Source organism: Stenotrophomonas sp. Marseille-Q5258, assembly GCF_946900935.1.
Lineage (GTDB): Bacteria > Pseudomonadota > Gammaproteobacteria > Xanthomonadales > Xanthomonadaceae > Stenotrophomonas > Stenotrophomonas nematodicola.
This window is the reverse complement of sequence record NZ_CAMPPN010000007.1, coordinates 162,226-179,682: the sequence shown is the minus strand read 5'-3', so window position 1 is coordinate 179,682 and position 17,457 is coordinate 162,226. Positions and strand designations below refer to the sequence as shown.

At 67.6% G+C, this 17,457-nt stretch carries 10 protein-coding genes; 5 read left to right on the top strand and 5 right to left on the bottom strand.

Annotated elements, in window-relative coordinates; all coding sequences use genetic code 11:
• Positions 1–41 precede the first annotated feature (41 nt).
• The 3 genes from OC534_RS05855 to OC534_RS05845 all read left to right on the top strand — a co-directional run bounded on the left by OC534_RS05855 (position 42) and on the right by OC534_RS05845 (position 10,138).
• Positions 42–2,774: a TonB-dependent receptor gene (locus tag OC534_RS05855; RefSeq protein ID WP_026070694.1), complete on the top strand. Its 2,733-nt coding sequence runs from the start codon at positions 42–44 to the stop codon at positions 2,772–2,774.
• Positions 2,775–3,002: 228 nt separating this feature from the next.
• Entirely contained in the window at positions 3,003–6,173 is a 3,171-nt protein-coding gene (locus OC534_RS05850; RefSeq protein ID WP_262071542.1) for a TonB-dependent receptor, read from the top strand.
• Positions 6,174–6,325: 152 nt separating this feature from the next.
• On the top strand, positions 6,326–10,138 hold the full coding sequence (locus OC534_RS05845; protein WP_262071541.1) for a LamG domain-containing protein: 3,813 nt from the start codon (positions 6,326–6,328) through the stop codon (positions 10,136–10,138).
• A 32-nt stretch (positions 10,139–10,170) separates the two neighbouring features.
• Here OC534_RS05845 and OC534_RS05840 read toward each other — a convergent pair whose 3' ends face one another.
• The 5 genes from OC534_RS05840 to OC534_RS05820 all read right to left on the bottom strand — a co-directional run bounded on the left by OC534_RS05840 (position 10,171) and on the right by OC534_RS05820 (position 15,439).
• Positions 10,171–11,010, bottom strand: coding sequence for a PhzF family phenazine biosynthesis protein (locus tag OC534_RS05840; RefSeq protein ID WP_262071540.1), 840 nt, complete (start codon positions 11,008–11,010; stop codon positions 10,171–10,173).
• Between the two features lie 243 nt (positions 11,011–11,253).
• A complete protein-coding gene (locus tag OC534_RS05835; RefSeq protein WP_136005747.1) occupies positions 11,254–11,847 on the bottom strand; it encodes a cysteine dioxygenase family protein in 594 nt (197 codons plus the stop codon).
• A gap of 115 nt (positions 11,848–11,962) precedes the next feature.
• The gene (locus tag OC534_RS05830; RefSeq protein ID WP_262071539.1) at positions 11,963–12,826 is read right to left on the bottom strand and encodes a rhamnogalacturonan acetylesterase; all 864 of its coding nucleotides are present in this window, start codon (positions 12,824–12,826) and stop codon (positions 11,963–11,965) included.
• Positions 12,826–14,448, bottom strand: coding sequence for a carboxylesterase/lipase family protein (locus tag OC534_RS05825; protein WP_262071538.1), 1,623 nt, complete (start codon positions 14,446–14,448; stop codon positions 12,826–12,828). The genes OC534_RS05830 and OC534_RS05825 overlap by 1 nt, the downstream gene beginning before the upstream one ends.
• Positions 14,441–15,439: an alpha/beta hydrolase gene (locus OC534_RS05820; RefSeq protein ID WP_262071537.1), complete on the bottom strand. Its 999-nt coding sequence runs from the start codon at positions 15,437–15,439 to the stop codon at positions 14,441–14,443. The genes OC534_RS05825 and OC534_RS05820 overlap by 8 nt, the downstream gene beginning before the upstream one ends.
• A gap of 153 nt (positions 15,440–15,592) precedes the next feature.
• Between OC534_RS05820 and OC534_RS05815 the strand changes: the two genes are divergently transcribed.
• Together OC534_RS05815 and OC534_RS05810 are read left to right on the top strand one after the other, a co-directional pair.
• Positions 15,593–16,414, top strand: coding sequence for a 2-keto-4-pentenoate hydratase (locus OC534_RS05815; protein WP_206147398.1), 822 nt, complete (start codon positions 15,593–15,595; stop codon positions 16,412–16,414).
• Positions 16,415–16,451: 37 nt separating this feature from the next.
• Entirely contained in the window at positions 16,452–17,456 is a 1,005-nt protein-coding gene (locus OC534_RS05810) for a TRAP transporter substrate-binding protein (protein WP_026070685.1), read from the top strand.
• Position 17,457: the final 1 nt, after the last annotated feature.

The following is a 17,457-nucleotide window of genomic DNA, read 5'->3' as shown; positions in this document are numbered from 1 at the left end:
CGGATAGCTGTTTCATGTAGCACCTTTGGGAGAGGGAAGGCATGCAATCTCGAAACACTGAAAAAAAGACACCGGTTACCTTGCTCGCGCTGTCGATCGGACTGGCGCTGAGCGGCGGTGCATGGGCCCAGGAGGCCGGCACCACCAACCCGACCGATCTGGACACCGTCACCGTCACCGGCTACCGCGCCAGCGTCGAAAAAGCGCTGGACATCAAGCGCGGTGAGTCGGGCATGGTCGACGCGATCGTCGCCGAAGATATCGGCAAGTTCCCCGATCTGAACCTGGCCGAGTCGCTGCAGCGCATCCCCGGCGTGGTCATCACCCGCGATGCCGGCGAAGGCCGCAACATCTCCGTGCGTGGCCTCGGCCCGGATTTCACCCGCGTGCGCATCAACGGCATGGAAGCGCTGACCACCGTCGGCAGCGGCGACCAGTCCGGCGGCACCAACCGTGGCCGTGGCTTCGACTTCAATGTGTTCGCCTCGGACCTGTTCTCGCAGCTGATCGTGCGCAAGACCGCGCAGGCCGACGTCGAGGAAGGCTCGCTGGGCGCCACGGTGGATCTCAATACCGCCAAGCCGTTCGACTACGACGGCTTCACCTTTGCCGCCAGCGGCCAGGCCAGCTACAACGACATGGCCCAGAAGGCCGATCCGCGCATGGCCGCGTTGATCTCCAACACCTTCGCCGACGGCACCTTCGGCGCGCTGCTGTCGGTGGCCTACTCCGAGCGCCAACTGCTCGAAGAAGGCTCCAACACCGGCCGCTGGGCAGGTGGGACCAGCAATGGCGGGTTCAACCCGGCCTCGACCTACAAGCCGGCGCTGGCCGCCAACGTCAACCACCCGCGCTTCCCGCGCTATGTGCAGATGGAGCACCAGCAGAAGCGCCTGGGCGTGACCGGGTCGCTGCAGTGGAAGCCGACCGACCGCACCGAGCTGTCGCTCGATGCGCTGTACTCCAAGATCGACGCCACGCGCGATGAGCATTACATCGAAGCGATCTCGTTCAGCCGCGGCGCCTCGCAGCAGGGCAAGCCGGAAACCATCGTGCGCGATGGCGAGATCCGCGACAACGCACTGGTCTACGGTGTATTCGACAACGTCGATGTGCGCTCGGAAAACCGTCATGACGAGTGGAACACGGTGTTCAAGCAGCTCGCGTTGAATGCGCAGCACCAGTTCACCGACGACTTCAAGGTCAGCGGCAAGATCGGCACTTCGCGCTCGGAGCACGAGAACCCGATCCAGACCACGGTCATCATGGACAAGCTCAACGTCAAGGGCTACAGCTACGACTACCGCGGCAACAGCCGCTTCCCGGTGCTGAACTACGGCATCGATCCCACCGATCCGAACGGCTGGACCCTGGCTGAAATCCGCCTGCGTCCGCAGTGGGTGAAGAACGACTTCGATACTGCCCAGGTCGACTTCAACTGGAACATCAGCCCCGGCTTCCGCCTGAAGGGTGGCTTCCTCGGCAAGGACTACAGCTTCGCCACGCGTGAATGGCGGCGCGGCTCTGAAACCGCCGTCCCCAACTTCGCCACCGGCAACAAGCGGGTACCGGCGGACATGACCGAACAGGCCGGCCTGGGCGGCATCACCGGGTCGCCGTCGAACTGGGTGGTGCCCAGCATCGACGCCTTCAACCAGCTGTTTGACATCTACAGCAACACCGGCACGTTTGCCCTCACCGAGCGCGTGGTCAACGCACGCAGCGTGGAAGAGAAGGATCGTGGCGGCTACCTGATGGGCGAGTTCTCCACCGAGCTGGGGTCGATCCCGCTCTCGGGCAACTTCGGCGTGCGTTACGTGAAGACCAAGCAGAGCTCCACCGGCTATGCCACCGTCAGCGGCGCACCGGTGCAGAGCACCGTGGACCGCGAGTACAGCGACACCCTGCCCTCGCTGAACCTGGTGGCCGAACTGACCCCGGACTTCCTGGTGCGCTTCGGCGCGGCCAAGGTGATGGCGCGCCCGGGCCTGGGCAGCCTGACTCCCGGCGTGACCGTCAACGTCAGCGGTGGTGCGCGTACCGTCAGCGGCGGCAATCCGAACCTCGATCCGATCCGCGCCAACACCGCCGACCTCGGCGTCGAGTGGTACTTCAGCGAAGGCGCGATGCTGGGCCTGGCGCTGTTCTACAAGGACATCGAAAGCGCCGTGCAGACCGCGCGCGAAGTGCGTCCGTACTCGTCCAGCGGCCTGCCGCTGAGCCTGCTGGAGGGCACCGGTGCCGGCCCGGACGACGACTTCGTGTTCAGCGTTCCGCTCAACACTCCCGGCGGCAAGCTCAAGGGCCTGGAAGCGAACTACATCCAGCCCTTCACCTTCCTGCCCGGACGCTGGTCCAACCTCGGCCTGCAGTTGAACTACACCTACGTCGATTCGCAGATCCAGTACCTCACCGCGACCGGCGCCAACTCGCTCAACACCGACCTGACCGGCCTGTCCAAGAACTCGTGGAACGCCACGCTGTTCTACGAAGGCCCGGTGTTCGCCGCGCGCGTGTCGGCCACCAACCGCGACGACTACCTGACCCAGGTGCCCGCCACCGAAGCCGGTTTCGACGTGCATGGCATGACCGGCACCACGGTCATCGACGCCTCGGTGCGCTACAAGATCAGCGACCAGCTCGAACTGAGCCTGGAAGCGGTCAATCTGACCAACGAAGCTTCCGACGAATGGGTGGGCTCGCAGTGGAAGCTGCCGCTGCAGTACACCGAAACCGGCCGCCAGTACCTGCTCGGCCTGCGCTACAAATTCTGATTCAACCGCGAAGCATCCGGCGGCGTGAGCGATCACGCCGCCGGCCGCGCGCGTGCCGGCTTCCACCGTTCGTCCTACCCACGCCATCGCGATCACGCTGCTGCGGCGCAAGATGCCCGCGCGTGAAGGGTTTGTTACGTTTCGGCTGACCATCGGTGTCAGACGCGGCCCGTGCGCACCACATCATTCACGCTCGCATGGCGGCGCACCCTGGGAGGGGAACAGACGATGGAACGACAGTACCCACGGAAAAAGACACCGGTTACCTATCTCGCGGTCTCGATCGCGCTGGCCCTGCAGGGCATGGCCGGCATCGCCTCGGCGCAGCAGGCACCGGCGGTGGATGCAGTGGACCTGGACAAGGTCGAGGTCAAGGCGACGTACCGCGAAAGCCTGCAGCAGTCGCTGGATGAAAAGCGCTACAGCGTCGAGCAGGTCGATGCGATCTACGCCGAAGACATCGGCAAGTTCCCCGATCTCAACCTGGCCGAGTCGATGCAGCGCATCGCCGGCGTCTCCATCGACCGCGAGGGCGGCGAGGGCCAGCAGATCTCGGTGCGTGGACTGGGCTCGGACTTCACCCGCGTGCGCATCAACGGCCTGGAAGCGCTGTCCACGGCGGGCAGCGGCACCACCGGCGTCAACCGCAGCCGCGGCTTCGACTTCAACACCTTCGCTTCCGAGCTGTTCAGCCGGGTCAAGATCAACAAGACCCAGTCGGCACAGACCGACGAGGGCTCGCTGGGCGCCACCGTCGATCTGCGTGGCTCGCGCCCGTTCGATTTCGAGGGCTTCCAGGCGTCGCTGGGCGGCCAGTACGGTTTCAACGAACTGTCGCGCAACAAAGACCCGCGCATCTCCGGCCTGATCAGCAACACCTGGGCCGATGGCCGGGTCGGCGCGCTGATGTCGGTGGCCTACAGCAAGCGCACCATCTACGAGGAAGGCTACAACCCGGTCCGCTGGGAGCACGGCAACTACCGCAACTCCAACCAGAGCACGGCCACCAACAACGGCACCTACGGCTTCTGCAGCCCGGCCGGCTACGACCCGCAGACCCCGCGCAACCCACTGGCCAATGAAACCGCCGCCGGTGTGGGCAGCGCTGCCAATCAGGGACGCAACAACGGCTGGGGCAGCTACGGCATCGACGCCACCCACTGCGGTACCGGCCTCGATCGCCCGGCGGCGACGGCCGAGAACATCGCCGCATATGAGACCGCCACCAACGCCTGGATTCCGCGCTACCCGCGCTATGTGCGCACCGACCACGAGATCGAGCGCCTGGGCATCACCGGCGCGTTGCAGTTCAAGCTCGGCGACGACACCCAGCTTAACCTGGACATGCTGTACTCCAAGCTCGACAAGAACGTGCGCGAAGATTCCATCGGCGCCAACCTGCACCGCACCGCGCAGTACGGCGGCAAGACCCAGATCGTGGTGCGCGAGGCGCAGGCCGACGAACAGAACAGGCTGGTGTATGGCGTGTTCGACAACGTGGACTTCCGCACCGAGTCCACCGCGATCGAGGAAAGCACCGAGTTCAAGCAGTTCAGCCTGAACCTGGAACACCGCTTCAACGATGCGGTGCGCCTGGATGCCCTGGTCGGCCATTCCGAATCGAACTACGAACGCCCCATCTTCTCGATGGTCAGCTTCGACAACAGCAACCTCGACGGCTTCGTGCTGGACATGCGCAATGGCGGCAAGGTGCCGACCATGACCTTCCCGTTCGACCTCGGCAGCGCGAACAACTGGCAGTGGCTCGGTTACGGCAGCACGCCGGTGAACGCCAACGGCACCGCACGCGGCGGCAACATCAGCGAAGTGCGGCTCAACCCGCAGTATGTGGACAACAGCTTCGACACCGCCAAGGTCGACCTGACCTTCGCCATCAACCCCACCTTCACCCTGCGCGGCGGCCTTGCCTACAAGGACTACGACATGCGCACCCAGGAGTTCCGCAACATCAGCTACGGCCGCCTGTCGCAGGCGCTGCCGGGCGGTGTGGGCGTGGGCGACCTGAGCACCACCCTGGACGGGTTCGGCAAGGGCCTGGACGGCAACCTCCCCAATGGCTGGCTGGTGCCGGACTTCAACAAGATCGCCAAGCTGCTGGACATCTACTGCAACTGCAACACCGGCACGCTCGGCGGCGACTACCGGCTGGCCAGCGTCGGCCACTTCGGTGCGTCCAACAACAACTTCGACGTCAACGAAAAGAGCTACGGCAGCTACCTGCAGCTGGACTTCAACACCGACCTGCTCGGCCGCGCGTTCCGCGGCAATGTCGGCGTTCGCTACGTGCGCACCGATATCACCGCGTCCGGCTATGCACCCTGCACGGCAGCCAATGCCAACGATCTGTCCGCCGCGTGCGAACCGTTCCTGGGCGTGGCCAGCGCCACCGCCGACGCCGGCGAACGCCTGCTGGTAGGCACCCAGGTCGGCCATTCGTACGACGACTGGCTGCCCTCGCTGAACCTGGCGTGGGACCTCACCGACACCGTGGTGCTGCGCTTCGGCGCGGCCAAGACGATGGCCCGCCCGACCCTGTCCAACCTGTCGCCCAGCGTCAGCGGCGGCCCGACCGCGTACTTCGACGACGACCGCAGCTACTCGATCAACCTGGGCAACCCGAAGCTGGACCCGTTCCGCTCCACCAACTACGACCTGAGCGCGGAGTGGTACTTCCAGGAGGGCGCGCTGCTCTCGGCCGCGGTGTTCTACAAGGACATCGAAAGCTACGTGCAGCGCACGCGCCTGCTGACCACCTGGGAAGACATGGGCTACTCGCTGAACCTGCTGCCCGCCGGCTTCAGCCCAAGCACGGTGTTCAACGTGCAGAGCTACTTCAACACTCCGGGCGGCCCGCTCAAGGGCTACGAGCTGACCTACCAGCAGCCCTTCAGCTTCCTGCCCGGCTTCTGGCGCAACTTCGGCGTGCAGCTCAACTACACCCACGTCGATTCGAAGATCAAGTACATCTTCAGCTCCGGCACCGGCAACACCATCGTCACCACGTACACCGAGAACGACCTGCTCAACCTGTCGCCGAACTCGTACAACGCCACCCTGTACTACGACGATGGCCGTTTCAGCGCCCGCGTCTCCACCAGTTACCGCGACGCCTACATCAGCACCATCCTGTCGCAGGAGAATGTCTGGGACCTGGACAACAACCAGTACGCCACCGCCGATGTGCAGGGCAAGTACAGCGTGGAGAACGTGGACTTCAACATGTCCTGGAAGGTCAACAAGAAGCTCTCGCTGACCTTCGAGGCGATCAACCTGCTCGACACCGCCGACGAGCGCTACGTCGATTCGGCGCTGTCGCTGCCCGATCGTTACACCCACACCGGCCGCCAGTACTACGTCGGCCTGCGTTACAAGTTCTGACCCGTGCTTCGGCGTCCGCCCCGGGTATCGCGTCCGCTCCCGTCCGTCGCTCCGGGCTGGCGGGCGCGCTGCCGCGGCGGACGACCGCCCTGACGGGGTGACGGCCCCGCCTGGTTCCGCTGTACCGTCACCGTTGTCGAAAGGAAGGCCCCATGCACCGCGTTGCTCCTGCCCTGCTCCGTCCGTCCCGCCTCTCCGCCAGCCTGCTGGCGCTGCTGCTTGCCAGTGGCCCCGCCTGGGCGCAGACCGCGCCGACGCTGCTGTTCCACGTGTCGGCCGAGCATGGCCTGGACGCGGACACGGCCGCCGGCGATCCGGTGCCGAACTTCCAGGACAAGGTGACGCCGGTGGCCGATGGCGCGCACGGCCGCGCCATCCAGTGGGCCGATGATGGTGTGCTGTCGTGGAACGCGCCTGGCAACATCCAGGCCCAGCGCGGCACGCTGGGCTTCTTCTGGCGCCCGCGCTACGCAGTGGGGGAGGCGCCGTTCGTCATCTTCCGGGTCGGCTACGCCGACCACAGCAGCTGGGACATGGCCTGGCTGCGTATCGACTGGAACGGCCACGGGTTCGATGCCTTTGTCACCGACGCCAACCTGGCGCGTACCCGCGTCTCCTTCCGGCTGGACCGGATGCCATCGCCGCAGCAGTGGCAGCACATTGCCTTCGGCTGGGATGAAAACCACGGCGTGCGCCTGTACGTGGACGGCAGGGAGGTCGCCCGCCAGGACACCACCGCCGACTACGACGCGGCGCTGGACCAGCTCGGCCTGGCCGGCCGGGTGATGGCACCCTACCAGGTGCAGAGCCGCTACAACTTCCTGCGTGGCAGCGACCTCGACGAGATCCGCGTCTACGACCGCCTGCTCGATCCAGCCGGCATGGCCGCGCTGGCCCGCAATGCCGCGCCTGCCACGGCCGTTGCGCCGGTCGATCCGATGCGCGCCTGGAACCACCGGCATGGCTGGGACGGCGCGCCCCCGCCCGCACTGGCCAGCGCGACCACGACGATCCGCAAGGTCGAGTTCGCCGATGCCAAGGACCACAAGCAGTGGATGTGGAAAGCCACCGACGGCATCGCCGAAACCACCTGGCCGGGCGTGTACAACCGCTCGCGTCTGCCCGGCCGCAACGACTATTTCCAGCTGCCGGACTGGAACACCTACGTCGAGGGCGGCCAGCAGCTCGACCTGACCCTGCCGGCCGGTGAAACCGTCAACCGCATCGAAATGCGCGGCGCCGCCTTCGGCGAGCTCGGCCACAATGCGGGCGACCCACCGGCCCAGCCGCTGTTCCAGCGGCCGCAGGGCGTGGTGCGCAGCGTCAACGACATTCCCGCGCAGACCGGCGGCGTGCTGCACTTCCGCAACACCGAACAGGAAACGCCGATCCAGGAGATCTGGGCCTACCAGGTCAGCGATGCCGCCGAACCGGACGGCACGGTCAAGCAGCGCTACCTGATCGACAGCCAGGCGCTGCCGGACTACACCAACATCGCCGACCTGCGCGCCTACATCGCCGGCCGCTACCCGCCCGCCGAGCGCAGCACGGTGATGGCCCTGCCCAAGGGCGCCGGCTCGCGCCGGCGCGGCGCCGACACGTTGCCCGCGCAGCCGCTGCCGATCGTGCACGTGCTGATTCCTTCCGGGGTCAGCGATGCGCCGGCCGCGCAGCCGTTGATCCGCAGTTGGGCGCACAGCTGGGAGAACATGCACGACGGCCTGGACGGGGTTGCCATCGACCTGCCGGCGCTCGACCTGCCGGCCACGCGCGACGGGCTGATTCCGCTCAACATCCGCATCAAGGATCCGATCTGGCCGGCGCGCGACATGATCGACGTATCGGTGTCGGTGAAGCCGGGTCAGAAGCGCACGCTGTGGCTGGACCTGCGCGACCGCATCCTCACCGCCGACAGCCTGTGGATCTCGATCGCCTCGGCCGCCCCTGGCTTCAACGCCGGCGCGCTCGACGGTGCCGAGATCCGCATGGTCTACAAGGACCGCGAGGAGGCTAAGAAGGAGCACCTCGCTGACCGCTTCAATCAGGTCCGCGACAACTGGGGCTTCCTGGTCGAAGAACACACCACCTCCAAGCGCCAGCGCCTGTACGCGCGCGTCTACGCCGATCTGAGCGACCTGCTGCGGGTCGACCCGGACCATGCGCTCGGCCGCCTGTACTGGAACTACATCAGCTACAACAGCCAGGGCAAACCGCCGTTCGTCCAGCCCGAGGCGCCCAAGGGCGTGCCGCTGTGGGCGTTCCGGCAGACCGAAGACCTGCGCTACGTGCGCCGCTTCATCGACTGGTGGATCGACCATCGCCAGATCGCCTACGGCGACTTCGGCGGTGGCATTTCCGACGATTCCGACCTGACCCAGCAGTGGCCGGGCCTGGCGCTGATGGGCGTGCAGCCGGACAGGCTCAACGCCTCGCTCACCGCGTTGTCCGATGCGGTGTACCGCAACGGGATGTTCAGCAACGGCCTGAGCACCATCGAGACCGATGAGCTGCACGCCTACGAAGAGGGCATCAACACCAACAGCGCCATGCTGTACCTCAACTGGGGCGATCCGCTCACCGTGGAGCGCCTGATGGAGACGGTGAAGGCCTTCGACGAGCGCATCATCCTGCCCAATCCGCAGGGCCAACGGCTGTTCTCCAGCAACTGGTTCGGCGGCAACAAGGTGTACCGCGACCCGAACTGGCAGTGGCAGAAGCCCTACTCGTTCCCGGTGCTGCATCCGGCGTTCCTGATCGGCCAGTACAACGCCGATCCAACCAGCCGCACGCTGGTCACCGGGCTGGCCGACAGCTACCTGGCGCATGCCTACACCGACGACAAGGGCCGCTGGGCGCTGCCCAACGAGATCCACTGGGCCACCGGCAAGACCCGCGGCGGCGAGCTCAACAACGGCTCCGGCGGCGGCGATGTCATGCACACCTTCTGGGCGGCATGGCGCTGGAGCGGCGACGACAAGTACCTCAAGGCGCTGGACTACCGCGTGGAGCGCGGCGGTCCGGGGGCCCTCTCCAACCTGGGCGAGAACTACGTCGAGGTGCTGGGGCGCGGCGCGCAGTGGAATCCGCGCTTCATCGCCGACGCCGACGGTGGCAGCACCGGCTTCTCCAGCCTGATGGCCTGGCAGGCCACCGGCGACAAGAGGTACCTGGAAGCCCTGCACGCCGATGGCATCCAGGCCAAGGCGCAGCGCGAGTACATGAACACCGAGGGCCACTGGTGGTCCGACCGCGTCGAAGCGCCCAGCGAGTTCCTGCAGCGCGCGCGCCTGGGCGGCATCGCGCTCAAGCGCAACCAGAGCTGGCCGGGGCATACCGTCAGCTGGCGCTTTGCCCAGCCGGATGCGGCCGAGCAGGTGGCGCTGCTGGTGCACGCGCCGTCACCGGACCGGTTCAAGGTGATTGCCTACAACCTGGGCAAGCGGGCCGTGGAGGCGGACATGACCACCTGGAACGTCACCGCCGGGCAATGGCGGATGACCAGCGGCGTGGATCGCGATGGCGACGACCGGATTGACGGCAAGGCAACGGTCCGCGAGCTCACCCTGGAGCGCAGTGCCTCGACCACGCTGCGCTTCGCACCCGGCCAGAGCCAGGTGTTCGAGTTCGCGCTGGTGCAGGCCGGTACGCCGGTCGAGCAGCGCCCCGACCTCGGCGTCGGTCGTGGCGACGTGCGCGTGGACGGGGGCCAGGTGCACGTCACCGTGCACAGCCTGGGCCACGTGGCAACGCCGGCGGGAACGGCGGTCCTTGAAGACGCCAACGGGCGTGAAGTGGCCCGCGTCGGGATCCCGGCGATGGACGCCCCCCTCGACCTGGTGCCCAAGACCACCACCGTGGCGCTGCCCTTGCCAGCCGCCAAGCGCGCGGGCCTGCGGGTGCGGGTGATGCTGCCCGATGGCGGGGCTGAAGTGACACAGCTCAACAACGTGGTACCGGTGGAGTAACCGCGAGCGGCATGGTCTCAACCCCATGCCGCCTACAACGTCACCGACCCTTCAATGCAGGTCACGCACGCACCGCCGATCCATACGGTTTCCCCCACCCGCTCCACCTGTACCCGCCCGGCCCGGCCCAGTACCGTGCCCTGGCTGATCACATACCGGTCGGGCGAGCTGCCTTCCCGCAGCAGCCACCGTGCAATCCCCGCATTGAGGCTGCCGGTCACCGGGTCCTCCGGCGCGGCCTCACCGGCAATGAAGGCGCGCGACTCGAACTGCGCGTCCACACCGTCGTTTGCACCGCACGCCGCGAACACGCCCACCATCAGTCCCTCCAGCGCGACGTAGTCGGGCCGCACGGCCAGCACTGCCGCACGACTGCGCAGACGCACCGCCAACCAGGGAGGGCCGTTGTCGACCCATTGCGCATCCATCAGGTCATCGGCGGCAACGCCCAGTCCTGCCCGCACGCGCGCGTGCAGCGCGGGCTCCAGGGGCCCCTCGCGCCGCAACGGGGGCGCTTCAAACGCCACCCCGGACGCATCCCGGCGAATCCGCACCAACCCGATCCCGCACTCCTGCACGATCTCCCCCCCGTGCGGCACGCCGCCATTGGCCAGCCACGCATGGCAGCTGCCCAGGGTGGGATGCCCGGCGAACGGCAGTTCACCCAGGGTGGTGAAGATGCGCACCCGGTAGTCGGCGCGTGGGTCGGTTGGCGTCGAGACGAAGGTGGTCTCGCTCAGGTTGGTCCAGCGCGCAAAGGCCGCCATGCGCGCCTCACTCAGCCCATCGGCCTGCAGCACCACAGCCAACGGGTTGCCCAGCAGCGGGTCGGTACTGAAGACGTTGATCTGCAAGAAGGGGTGGATGGACATGGGACGCTCCTGCGCGTGGGGTGGGTCATTCTCGCCTGGCCGCGCGGTGGAAGGCATCGACGGTGGGTCGGCTGCTCCTGGCTCCGGCATCGGACTGCTGCGCGCTGCGCGAAGCCGACCAGAGGTCGGCTCTACGAAAGGGGCGACCAGAGTCGGCTCTACGAGGGGGGCGACCAGAGTCGGCTTTGCGGGGGGCGACCAGAGTCGGCTTTGCGAGGGCAGCAATGCGCGCGGTGCGTGCGCCTAGGCGGCGTCGGTTTCCATGACCTGCAGCCGCCGCTGGTACCAGCCCTGCGTGCCATCGGGTTCGAAGACCGCGCTGCGGGTCATCTCGCCCTCGTAGACATGCACCGAGATGGCCAGCTCGTCGTCGCTGGTGTTGCGGATGGTGTGGTACTCGTGCGGCGGAATCAGGCTGCCGGCGCTGCCGCAGTCGCCAAGGATCGCGGGCTCGGCGCGGAACCGGAAGCGCTCGCCCTCGCGTTCCAGCAGCTGGTACTGGGTGATCTCCAGCTGCCCCAGCCACACGCCTTCCACGCACCACAGACCGCTGTGGTCGTGCAGCGGCGTGCCCTGGCCCGGCCCCCAGCTCATCGCCACGATGCTGTAGCCGTGCGCACTGCTGCGGTACAGCTCGCGCCGCGCGTAGTGGTCGGCGATCGGGCGATGTACACACGCAGGCAACTGGATGCGGCTGTCGGCGATGGCATCACGCAACGCGCCACGCAGGGTGGCGGCGATCCGATGGGCATCGTCGTGCTGCACCGCGTGGTCGATGGCCGCGATCAGTCGATCACGACCATGAAACGGCGGAAACGGATTGAGATGCTCTTGCATATCCCCAGTCTAGGCGATCCGCGTCAACGGCGTGTTTGACCCAAATCACGGCCATTGCGCTACGTTGCGCGAACTAGCGATCAATTCGCCGATTTTGGTTTAGCGCACCTATCGATCAGGGAATCAGCATGGAGCGCAGCGCCGGCACTTCGCGCGCCAGTTCGGTGGTGACCAGCGTGGCGAACACCGCCGCACCGTCCGGCCCGAGGTGGGTGTAGTCGAAGGCCACCTTGGCCTGGCCCATCGGCTCTGCCACGGCGTTGTTCTGCACCGCCGGCGCACCCGCGACGGGCGCGGCGCCGACAGTGGTGCCGCCCAGCGCGGCGCTGACCTGTGCCGCGCTGGGGGCGGCCTGTGCCAGCGGCATCGCGCCGACCGGGCCAAGCGCCTGCACCACCGCGCGGCTGCGCGCGTGCAGGTCGACCAGCGGCACGTCCAGCTCGCGTGCCACCGCACGCACGACGTCGGCCCACGGCGCCAGATCGTCAATCAACACGCCCTGGGCGAACTGCCGGCGGGTCAACGGCGTCAGCAGCACCGGCTGTGCGCCTGCCGCGCGGATCTCGCGCACGTATCGGCGCAGGTTGTTCGGGAACTCGCGCTGCAGGTCGGTCGAGCGGCCCGGCTTGCCCGGCTGGTCATTGTGGCCGAACTGCACCAGCACCCAGGTGGTCGCATAGCCCGGCGTGCGCATTTCCGCCTCGGCCAGCGCCCACGAGCCCTCGGCGCGGTAGTTGTAGGTGCTGCGGCCACCGCGCGCCAGGTTGGTGCAGGTCAGGAACGAGGTGACATGGCGGGCGCAGAACGCCGGCCCCCAGCCGCCCTGCACCGCCGTGGTGGAATCGCCGACGAGCACGATCTTGCCGGCACGGATCGGGGTCGGGGCCGGGCGGTCGCCGATCGCCGGATCGGTGGCGGCGTGGGCCGCGCCCGTCGTGAGCCACAGCAGGCTGCCCAGCAGCCAGGATGCATGCCGCATCAGAACGTACCTCGTTGGATGAAGGGAACCTGCTGGTAGAGGCGGCGCTCGCCGCCGCGCGGATCGTCGGCCTGCTGCGAGGTGGCGTCGAACAGCATGGTCTGGCGGCGCTCGAGCGAATAGGTCTGCCACTGCGGCAACGCGGCATGGTTGGGGTCGCCGTGGCGGGCAAAGGCGATCAGCGCCGTGCTCATTGTGGCCGCCACGCGCGTGGCCTCTTCGCCATTGCCGGTGCGGGAGCCGGGCTGGCCGGTGGTGTCGAACACCAGCGGGATGTCGAGCGTGTGGAAGGCGCCGAGCCTGCCGCCGTCCACCGGTGAACCCCAGTCCAGCTGGTAGGCCCAGGTGGGTGCGCCCTGCCGGGCCCGTGCCTCCAGCTCCTCCACCGCGCCGCGCCACGAGCGCCCGGCGGTCGTGGCGGCGAAAAACACGTCCGAGGGTGTGTAGTGCGGATACAGGCGGCGATACTCGGCAATCACCACCGCCGGCAGCAGATCAACGTACTGCTCCTTCTCCAACCTGGCCGGCAAGGTGTCCCAGGTGAGCGCGAAGTTGGCCGGGTCGTTGCCGAGGAAGGCGCGGGTTTCATCGTGGGTGTTGCCGATCACCATCGGAATGCCGGCCGACTGCGCCGGCGCGTCCGGCCAGAACGGATGCGCCGGCAGCACGTGTCCGTCCAGTACGGGCCCCACATAGAGGCTGCTGTTCTCCACCCGCGACGGATCGCGCACGCGGGTGGCGGCCAGCAGCGCCTCCATCGGCATCATGCGCAGCGCATCGGTATCGGCCGCGCCCACCGCCTGCATCGCGATCTGCGCGCGCTGGGTGGCTGCGCGCGGGCCTGCCGCAGTGACCTGCTGGCCACTCATGGTCCACGCGCGCTGGAACAGCCCGCGCGCGGCCGGCATCGCCATCAGCGTGGCGATCTTGGCGCCGCCGCCGGACTGGCCGAACACGGTGATGTTGCCTGCGTCGCCACCAAACTCCGCCGCGTGCTGGCGCACCCACTGCAGCGCCTGCACCAGGTCGAGCTGCCCGACGTTGCCCGACGCGGCCAAGCGCGCATCGCCCAACTGCGCCAGGTACAGGTAGCCGAATACGTTGAGACGGTGGTTGACGGTGACCACCACCACGTCGCCGCGCCGGCACAGCGCGCTGCCGTCATACAGCGGATCGCTGCCCGAGCCGTTGTTGTAGGCCCCGCCGTGGATGTAGAACAGGATCGGCCGCTTGCCGCCATCGCGCAGGGCCGGTGTCCACACGTTGAGGAACAGACAGTCTTCGCTGCCTGGTCCTTCGCTGCCACCCTGCGGCGCCGCATTGCCGTAGGCGAGCGCGTCGCGCACGCCGCGCCACGCCGCTTCCTGCACCGCCGGCTGGAAACGCCTGGATGCGGTATCGGCGCCGTAGGGAATGCCGCGGAACACGTTCACGCCCTGCTCCAGCTGCCCCCGCAGGCGGCCACCGCGCACGCGTGCCAGCGGTGCGGCATCGTGGCGCGGGCCCGGCACGCCGGCGAAGGCCGGCAGCAGCGGCAGACTGGTGGCGCCCAGCATCAGTGCGTAGCGCGCGCTGTCGCGCAGGAAACGGCGCCGGTGCAGATCGGTGGGGGACTCAGTCATGGCGCATGGGCTCCGGGGGGCGCGAAGATATCCAGCGCAGGGCCAGGTCGGGCCACTGCGCAACGGTGGAGCCGGCGGGAATGCGCACGCCGAAGCCGTGGCCGCCGGACGGGAACAGATGCATCTCGGTGGACACGCCGGCGCGCAGCAGCGCCTGGTAATAGACCAGGCTGTTGTGCACGGACACCACGGTGTCGTCCTGCGCGTGCACCAGGAAAGTGGGCGGGGTGTCCGCGCGCACCTGCTCCTGCATCGAGAACCGGGTGGCCAGTGCGGCGTCCGGATGCGGTCCGAGCAGCCGCTCGCGCGAGCCGGTGTGGGCGTGCGGGCCCATGTCGATCACCGGGTAGATCAACAGCGCGACGTCCGGCCGTGCACTGAGCGCATCGACGGCATCGGCATGGGGATAGACCGGCGTATCGAAACCGTTGCTCAGCCGGGCGGCAACATGGCCTCCGGCGGAGAAGCCCATCACGCCGATACGGGCCGGATCGAGCTGCCAGCGCGCTGCCCCGGCCCGGATCACCCGCATCGCGCGCTGCGCGTCGGCCAGCGCCGCCTGCCGATCGCTGCGTCCGGCAGGCAGCCGGTAACGCAGTACGAACAGCGTGATCCCGCCCTGCTCGACAAATGCCGGCACCAGTGCGGTGCCCTCCTTGTCCAGCACGATCCGCTGGTAGCCGCCGCCGGGAATGACCAGCAGGCCGGTGCCATTGGGACGCGCCGGCCGGTACACCACCAGGTAGGGCGCATCGACATCGTCGATGTAGCGGTCCGGCAACGCCGGATCGGTGCTGCGCTCGACCACGCGGGGCACGCTCGGCGTACCGCGTTCGCCGGGGACCTGGCCGGCCGGCCACAGCGCGATGCGGTCCGCGCTGCCCGGCGCCGGTTCGGTATCGGCACCGGTACCGGCGGCGTGGAGGGGAAAGCACAGCCCGGCCATCAGCAACCAGCCGGCCAGCAACGGCATCACTACAGCGCGTGGCATCCGCAAACGTCCTTCTGCAGGGGGTAGGGAACGGTCATGGTGACTGCCGGCGCGATTCTGACGCGCTGCACATTGCCAATGACACCGGTTTACCATATACAGCACATCCAAGCGCTGTCGATTGGCAGTGCAACAAATCATCGGGAGACCCGCTTGAGCAACGACCAGGGCAAACAGGACCTGCCAGACCAGGGGTTGGGCGAGATCGCCCGCGCGTTCGTCAGTGCCCGGCAGCAAGGGCAGGCATTGGCTGATTTTCCGGGTGATATTCCCGACGATCTGCTCACTGCCTACCGTGTGCAGGACCTGGCCATCGATCTCTGGGATGACCGCGTGGTGGGCTGGAAGGTGGGTTACATCGCCGCCGAGCGCCGCGACGGGTCCGGCGACGACCGGCTGCTGGGCCCGATTTTCTCGCGTCGGCTCTGGAATGCTACCGGTGGAACAGTGGACATTCCGGTGTTCGTCGGCGGCTTTGGCGCGGTCGAAGCCGAGTTCGTGATCCAGCTTGAGCAGGACGCCCCGGCCGACAAACTGCACTGGACGCCCGAGGAAGCCGAGGCGCTGCCGTCCCGGCTGTTCATCGGCGTGGAAGTGGCCAGCAGCCCGCTCGCCACCATCAACAAACTCGGCCCGCGCGTAGTGGTGTCCGACTTCGGCAACAACAACGGCCTGGTGCTGGGCGCGGAGATCCCGGACTGGACCGCGCTGGACGACGCCGACCTGCGGGCGGAAACCCGTATCGAGGGCGAGGTGGTCGGCACCGGCGGTGCGACCCTGCTGCCCGGTGGCCTGCGCACCGCCTACGCGTTCGCGCTGGCGCGCTCGGCGCAGCGCGGCCGCCCGCTCAAGGCCGGCGACCTGATCGCCAGCGGCAACGCCACCGGCATCCATGACATTGCCGTGGGCCAACAGGCATTGATCCGTTTCGCCGGCTACGGCGACATTACCTGCAAGGCCATCGCCGCCGGGTAACCGCGCGGACATGGCGAGCACGCTTGGGAGGGCGCAGATGTTCACTCGCAGAAGTTTCATGGCCACCGGTCTGGGCGCGCTTGCCGTGCCCGCGCTGACGGCCTGCTCACGGTCGTCCAATGCCGCACCGGCTGGTGCGCAGCTGTTGACTGCCACCGACGTCCACGTAGCCGACTACCCGACCGTGACCGCGGTGAAGTGGATCGGCAGGACGCTCGAGGAAAAGACCGGCGGCCGGCTGCGCCTGCGCCAGTACCACTCCGGCCAGCTCGGCCGCGAATCCGAAGCGATCGACATGGCGCGCTTTGGTGTCATCGACATCACCCGCGTTTACTCCGGGGCGCTGAACAACGCCTTCCCGCTGACCCAGGGGCTGTGCCTGCCCTACGTGTTCGAGTCGGTGGCGCACATGCGCCGCGCGCTCGACGGCGGCGTGGCCGACACGGTGCTGCAGGGCTTCGAGCACCGCGATCTGGTCGGTCTGGCGATCTACGATTCCGGCGCGCGCTGCTTCTACAACACCAAGCATCCGATCGTGGAACCGAAGGATCTGCACGGTCTCAAGCTGCGCGTGGCGTCCTCGGACATCTTCATCCAGCTGATGCGCCTGCTCGGTGCCAACCCGACGCCGATGTCGCTGGGCGACACCTTCTCCGGCATGGAAACGCACATGATCGACGGTGCGGAAAACAACATGCGCAGCTTCCACTCCAGCCGCCATTTCGAGGCCGCGCACTACTGGTCGCAGAGCGACCACTCGTATGCGCCGGACGTGCTGCTGATGTCGCGGCAGAGCTTCGATGCGCTGAGCCCGGCCGACCGTACCCTGGTGATCGAGACCGCGCGCGAGTCGGTGCAGGTGATGCGCGAACAGTGGGACGCCTCGGAAAACACCGCCCGCCAGGCCGTTGCCGATTTCGGCATCCGCTTCAACGAGGTCGACATGCCGGCCTTCCGCAAGGCCGCCGACCCGTTGCTGCAGCAGTACCTGCAGCAGCCGGAGCTGGCCGCCCTCACCCGTCGCATCCGCGACTTCGCCTGAG

What these genes read in the sequence shown, in the direction of transcription:
- OC534_RS05810 (WP_026070685.1), top strand. Translation starts at nt 16,452, where the DNA reads ATGTTCACTCGCAGAAGTTTCATGGCCACCGGTCTGGGCGCGCTTGCC.
- OC534_RS05840 (WP_262071540.1), bottom strand. Translation starts at nt 11,010, where the DNA reads ATGTCCATCCACCCCTTCTTGCAGATCAACGTCTTCAGTACCGACCCG.
- OC534_RS05830 (WP_262071539.1), bottom strand. Translation starts at nt 12,826, where the DNA reads ATGCGGCATGCATCCTGGCTGCTGGGCAGCCTGCTGTGGCTCACGACG.
- OC534_RS05855 (WP_026070694.1), top strand. Translation starts at nt 42, where the DNA reads ATGCAATCTCGAAACACTGAAAAAAAGACACCGGTTACCTTGCTCGCG.
- OC534_RS05825 (WP_262071538.1), bottom strand. Translation starts at nt 14,448, where the DNA reads ATGACTGAGTCCCCCACCGATCTGCACCGGCGCCGTTTCCTGCGCGAC.
- OC534_RS05850 (WP_262071542.1), top strand. Translation starts at nt 3,003, where the DNA reads ATGGAACGACAGTACCCACGGAAAAAGACACCGGTTACCTATCTCGCG.
- OC534_RS05845 (WP_262071541.1), top strand. Translation starts at nt 6,326, where the DNA reads ATGCACCGCGTTGCTCCTGCCCTGCTCCGTCCGTCCCGCCTCTCCGCC.
- OC534_RS05820 (WP_262071537.1), bottom strand. Translation starts at nt 15,439, where the DNA reads ATGCCACGCGCTGTAGTGATGCCGTTGCTGGCCGGCTGGTTGCTGATG.
- OC534_RS05835 (WP_136005747.1), bottom strand. Translation starts at nt 11,847, where the DNA reads ATGCAAGAGCATCTCAATCCGTTTCCGCCGTTTCATGGTCGTGATCGA.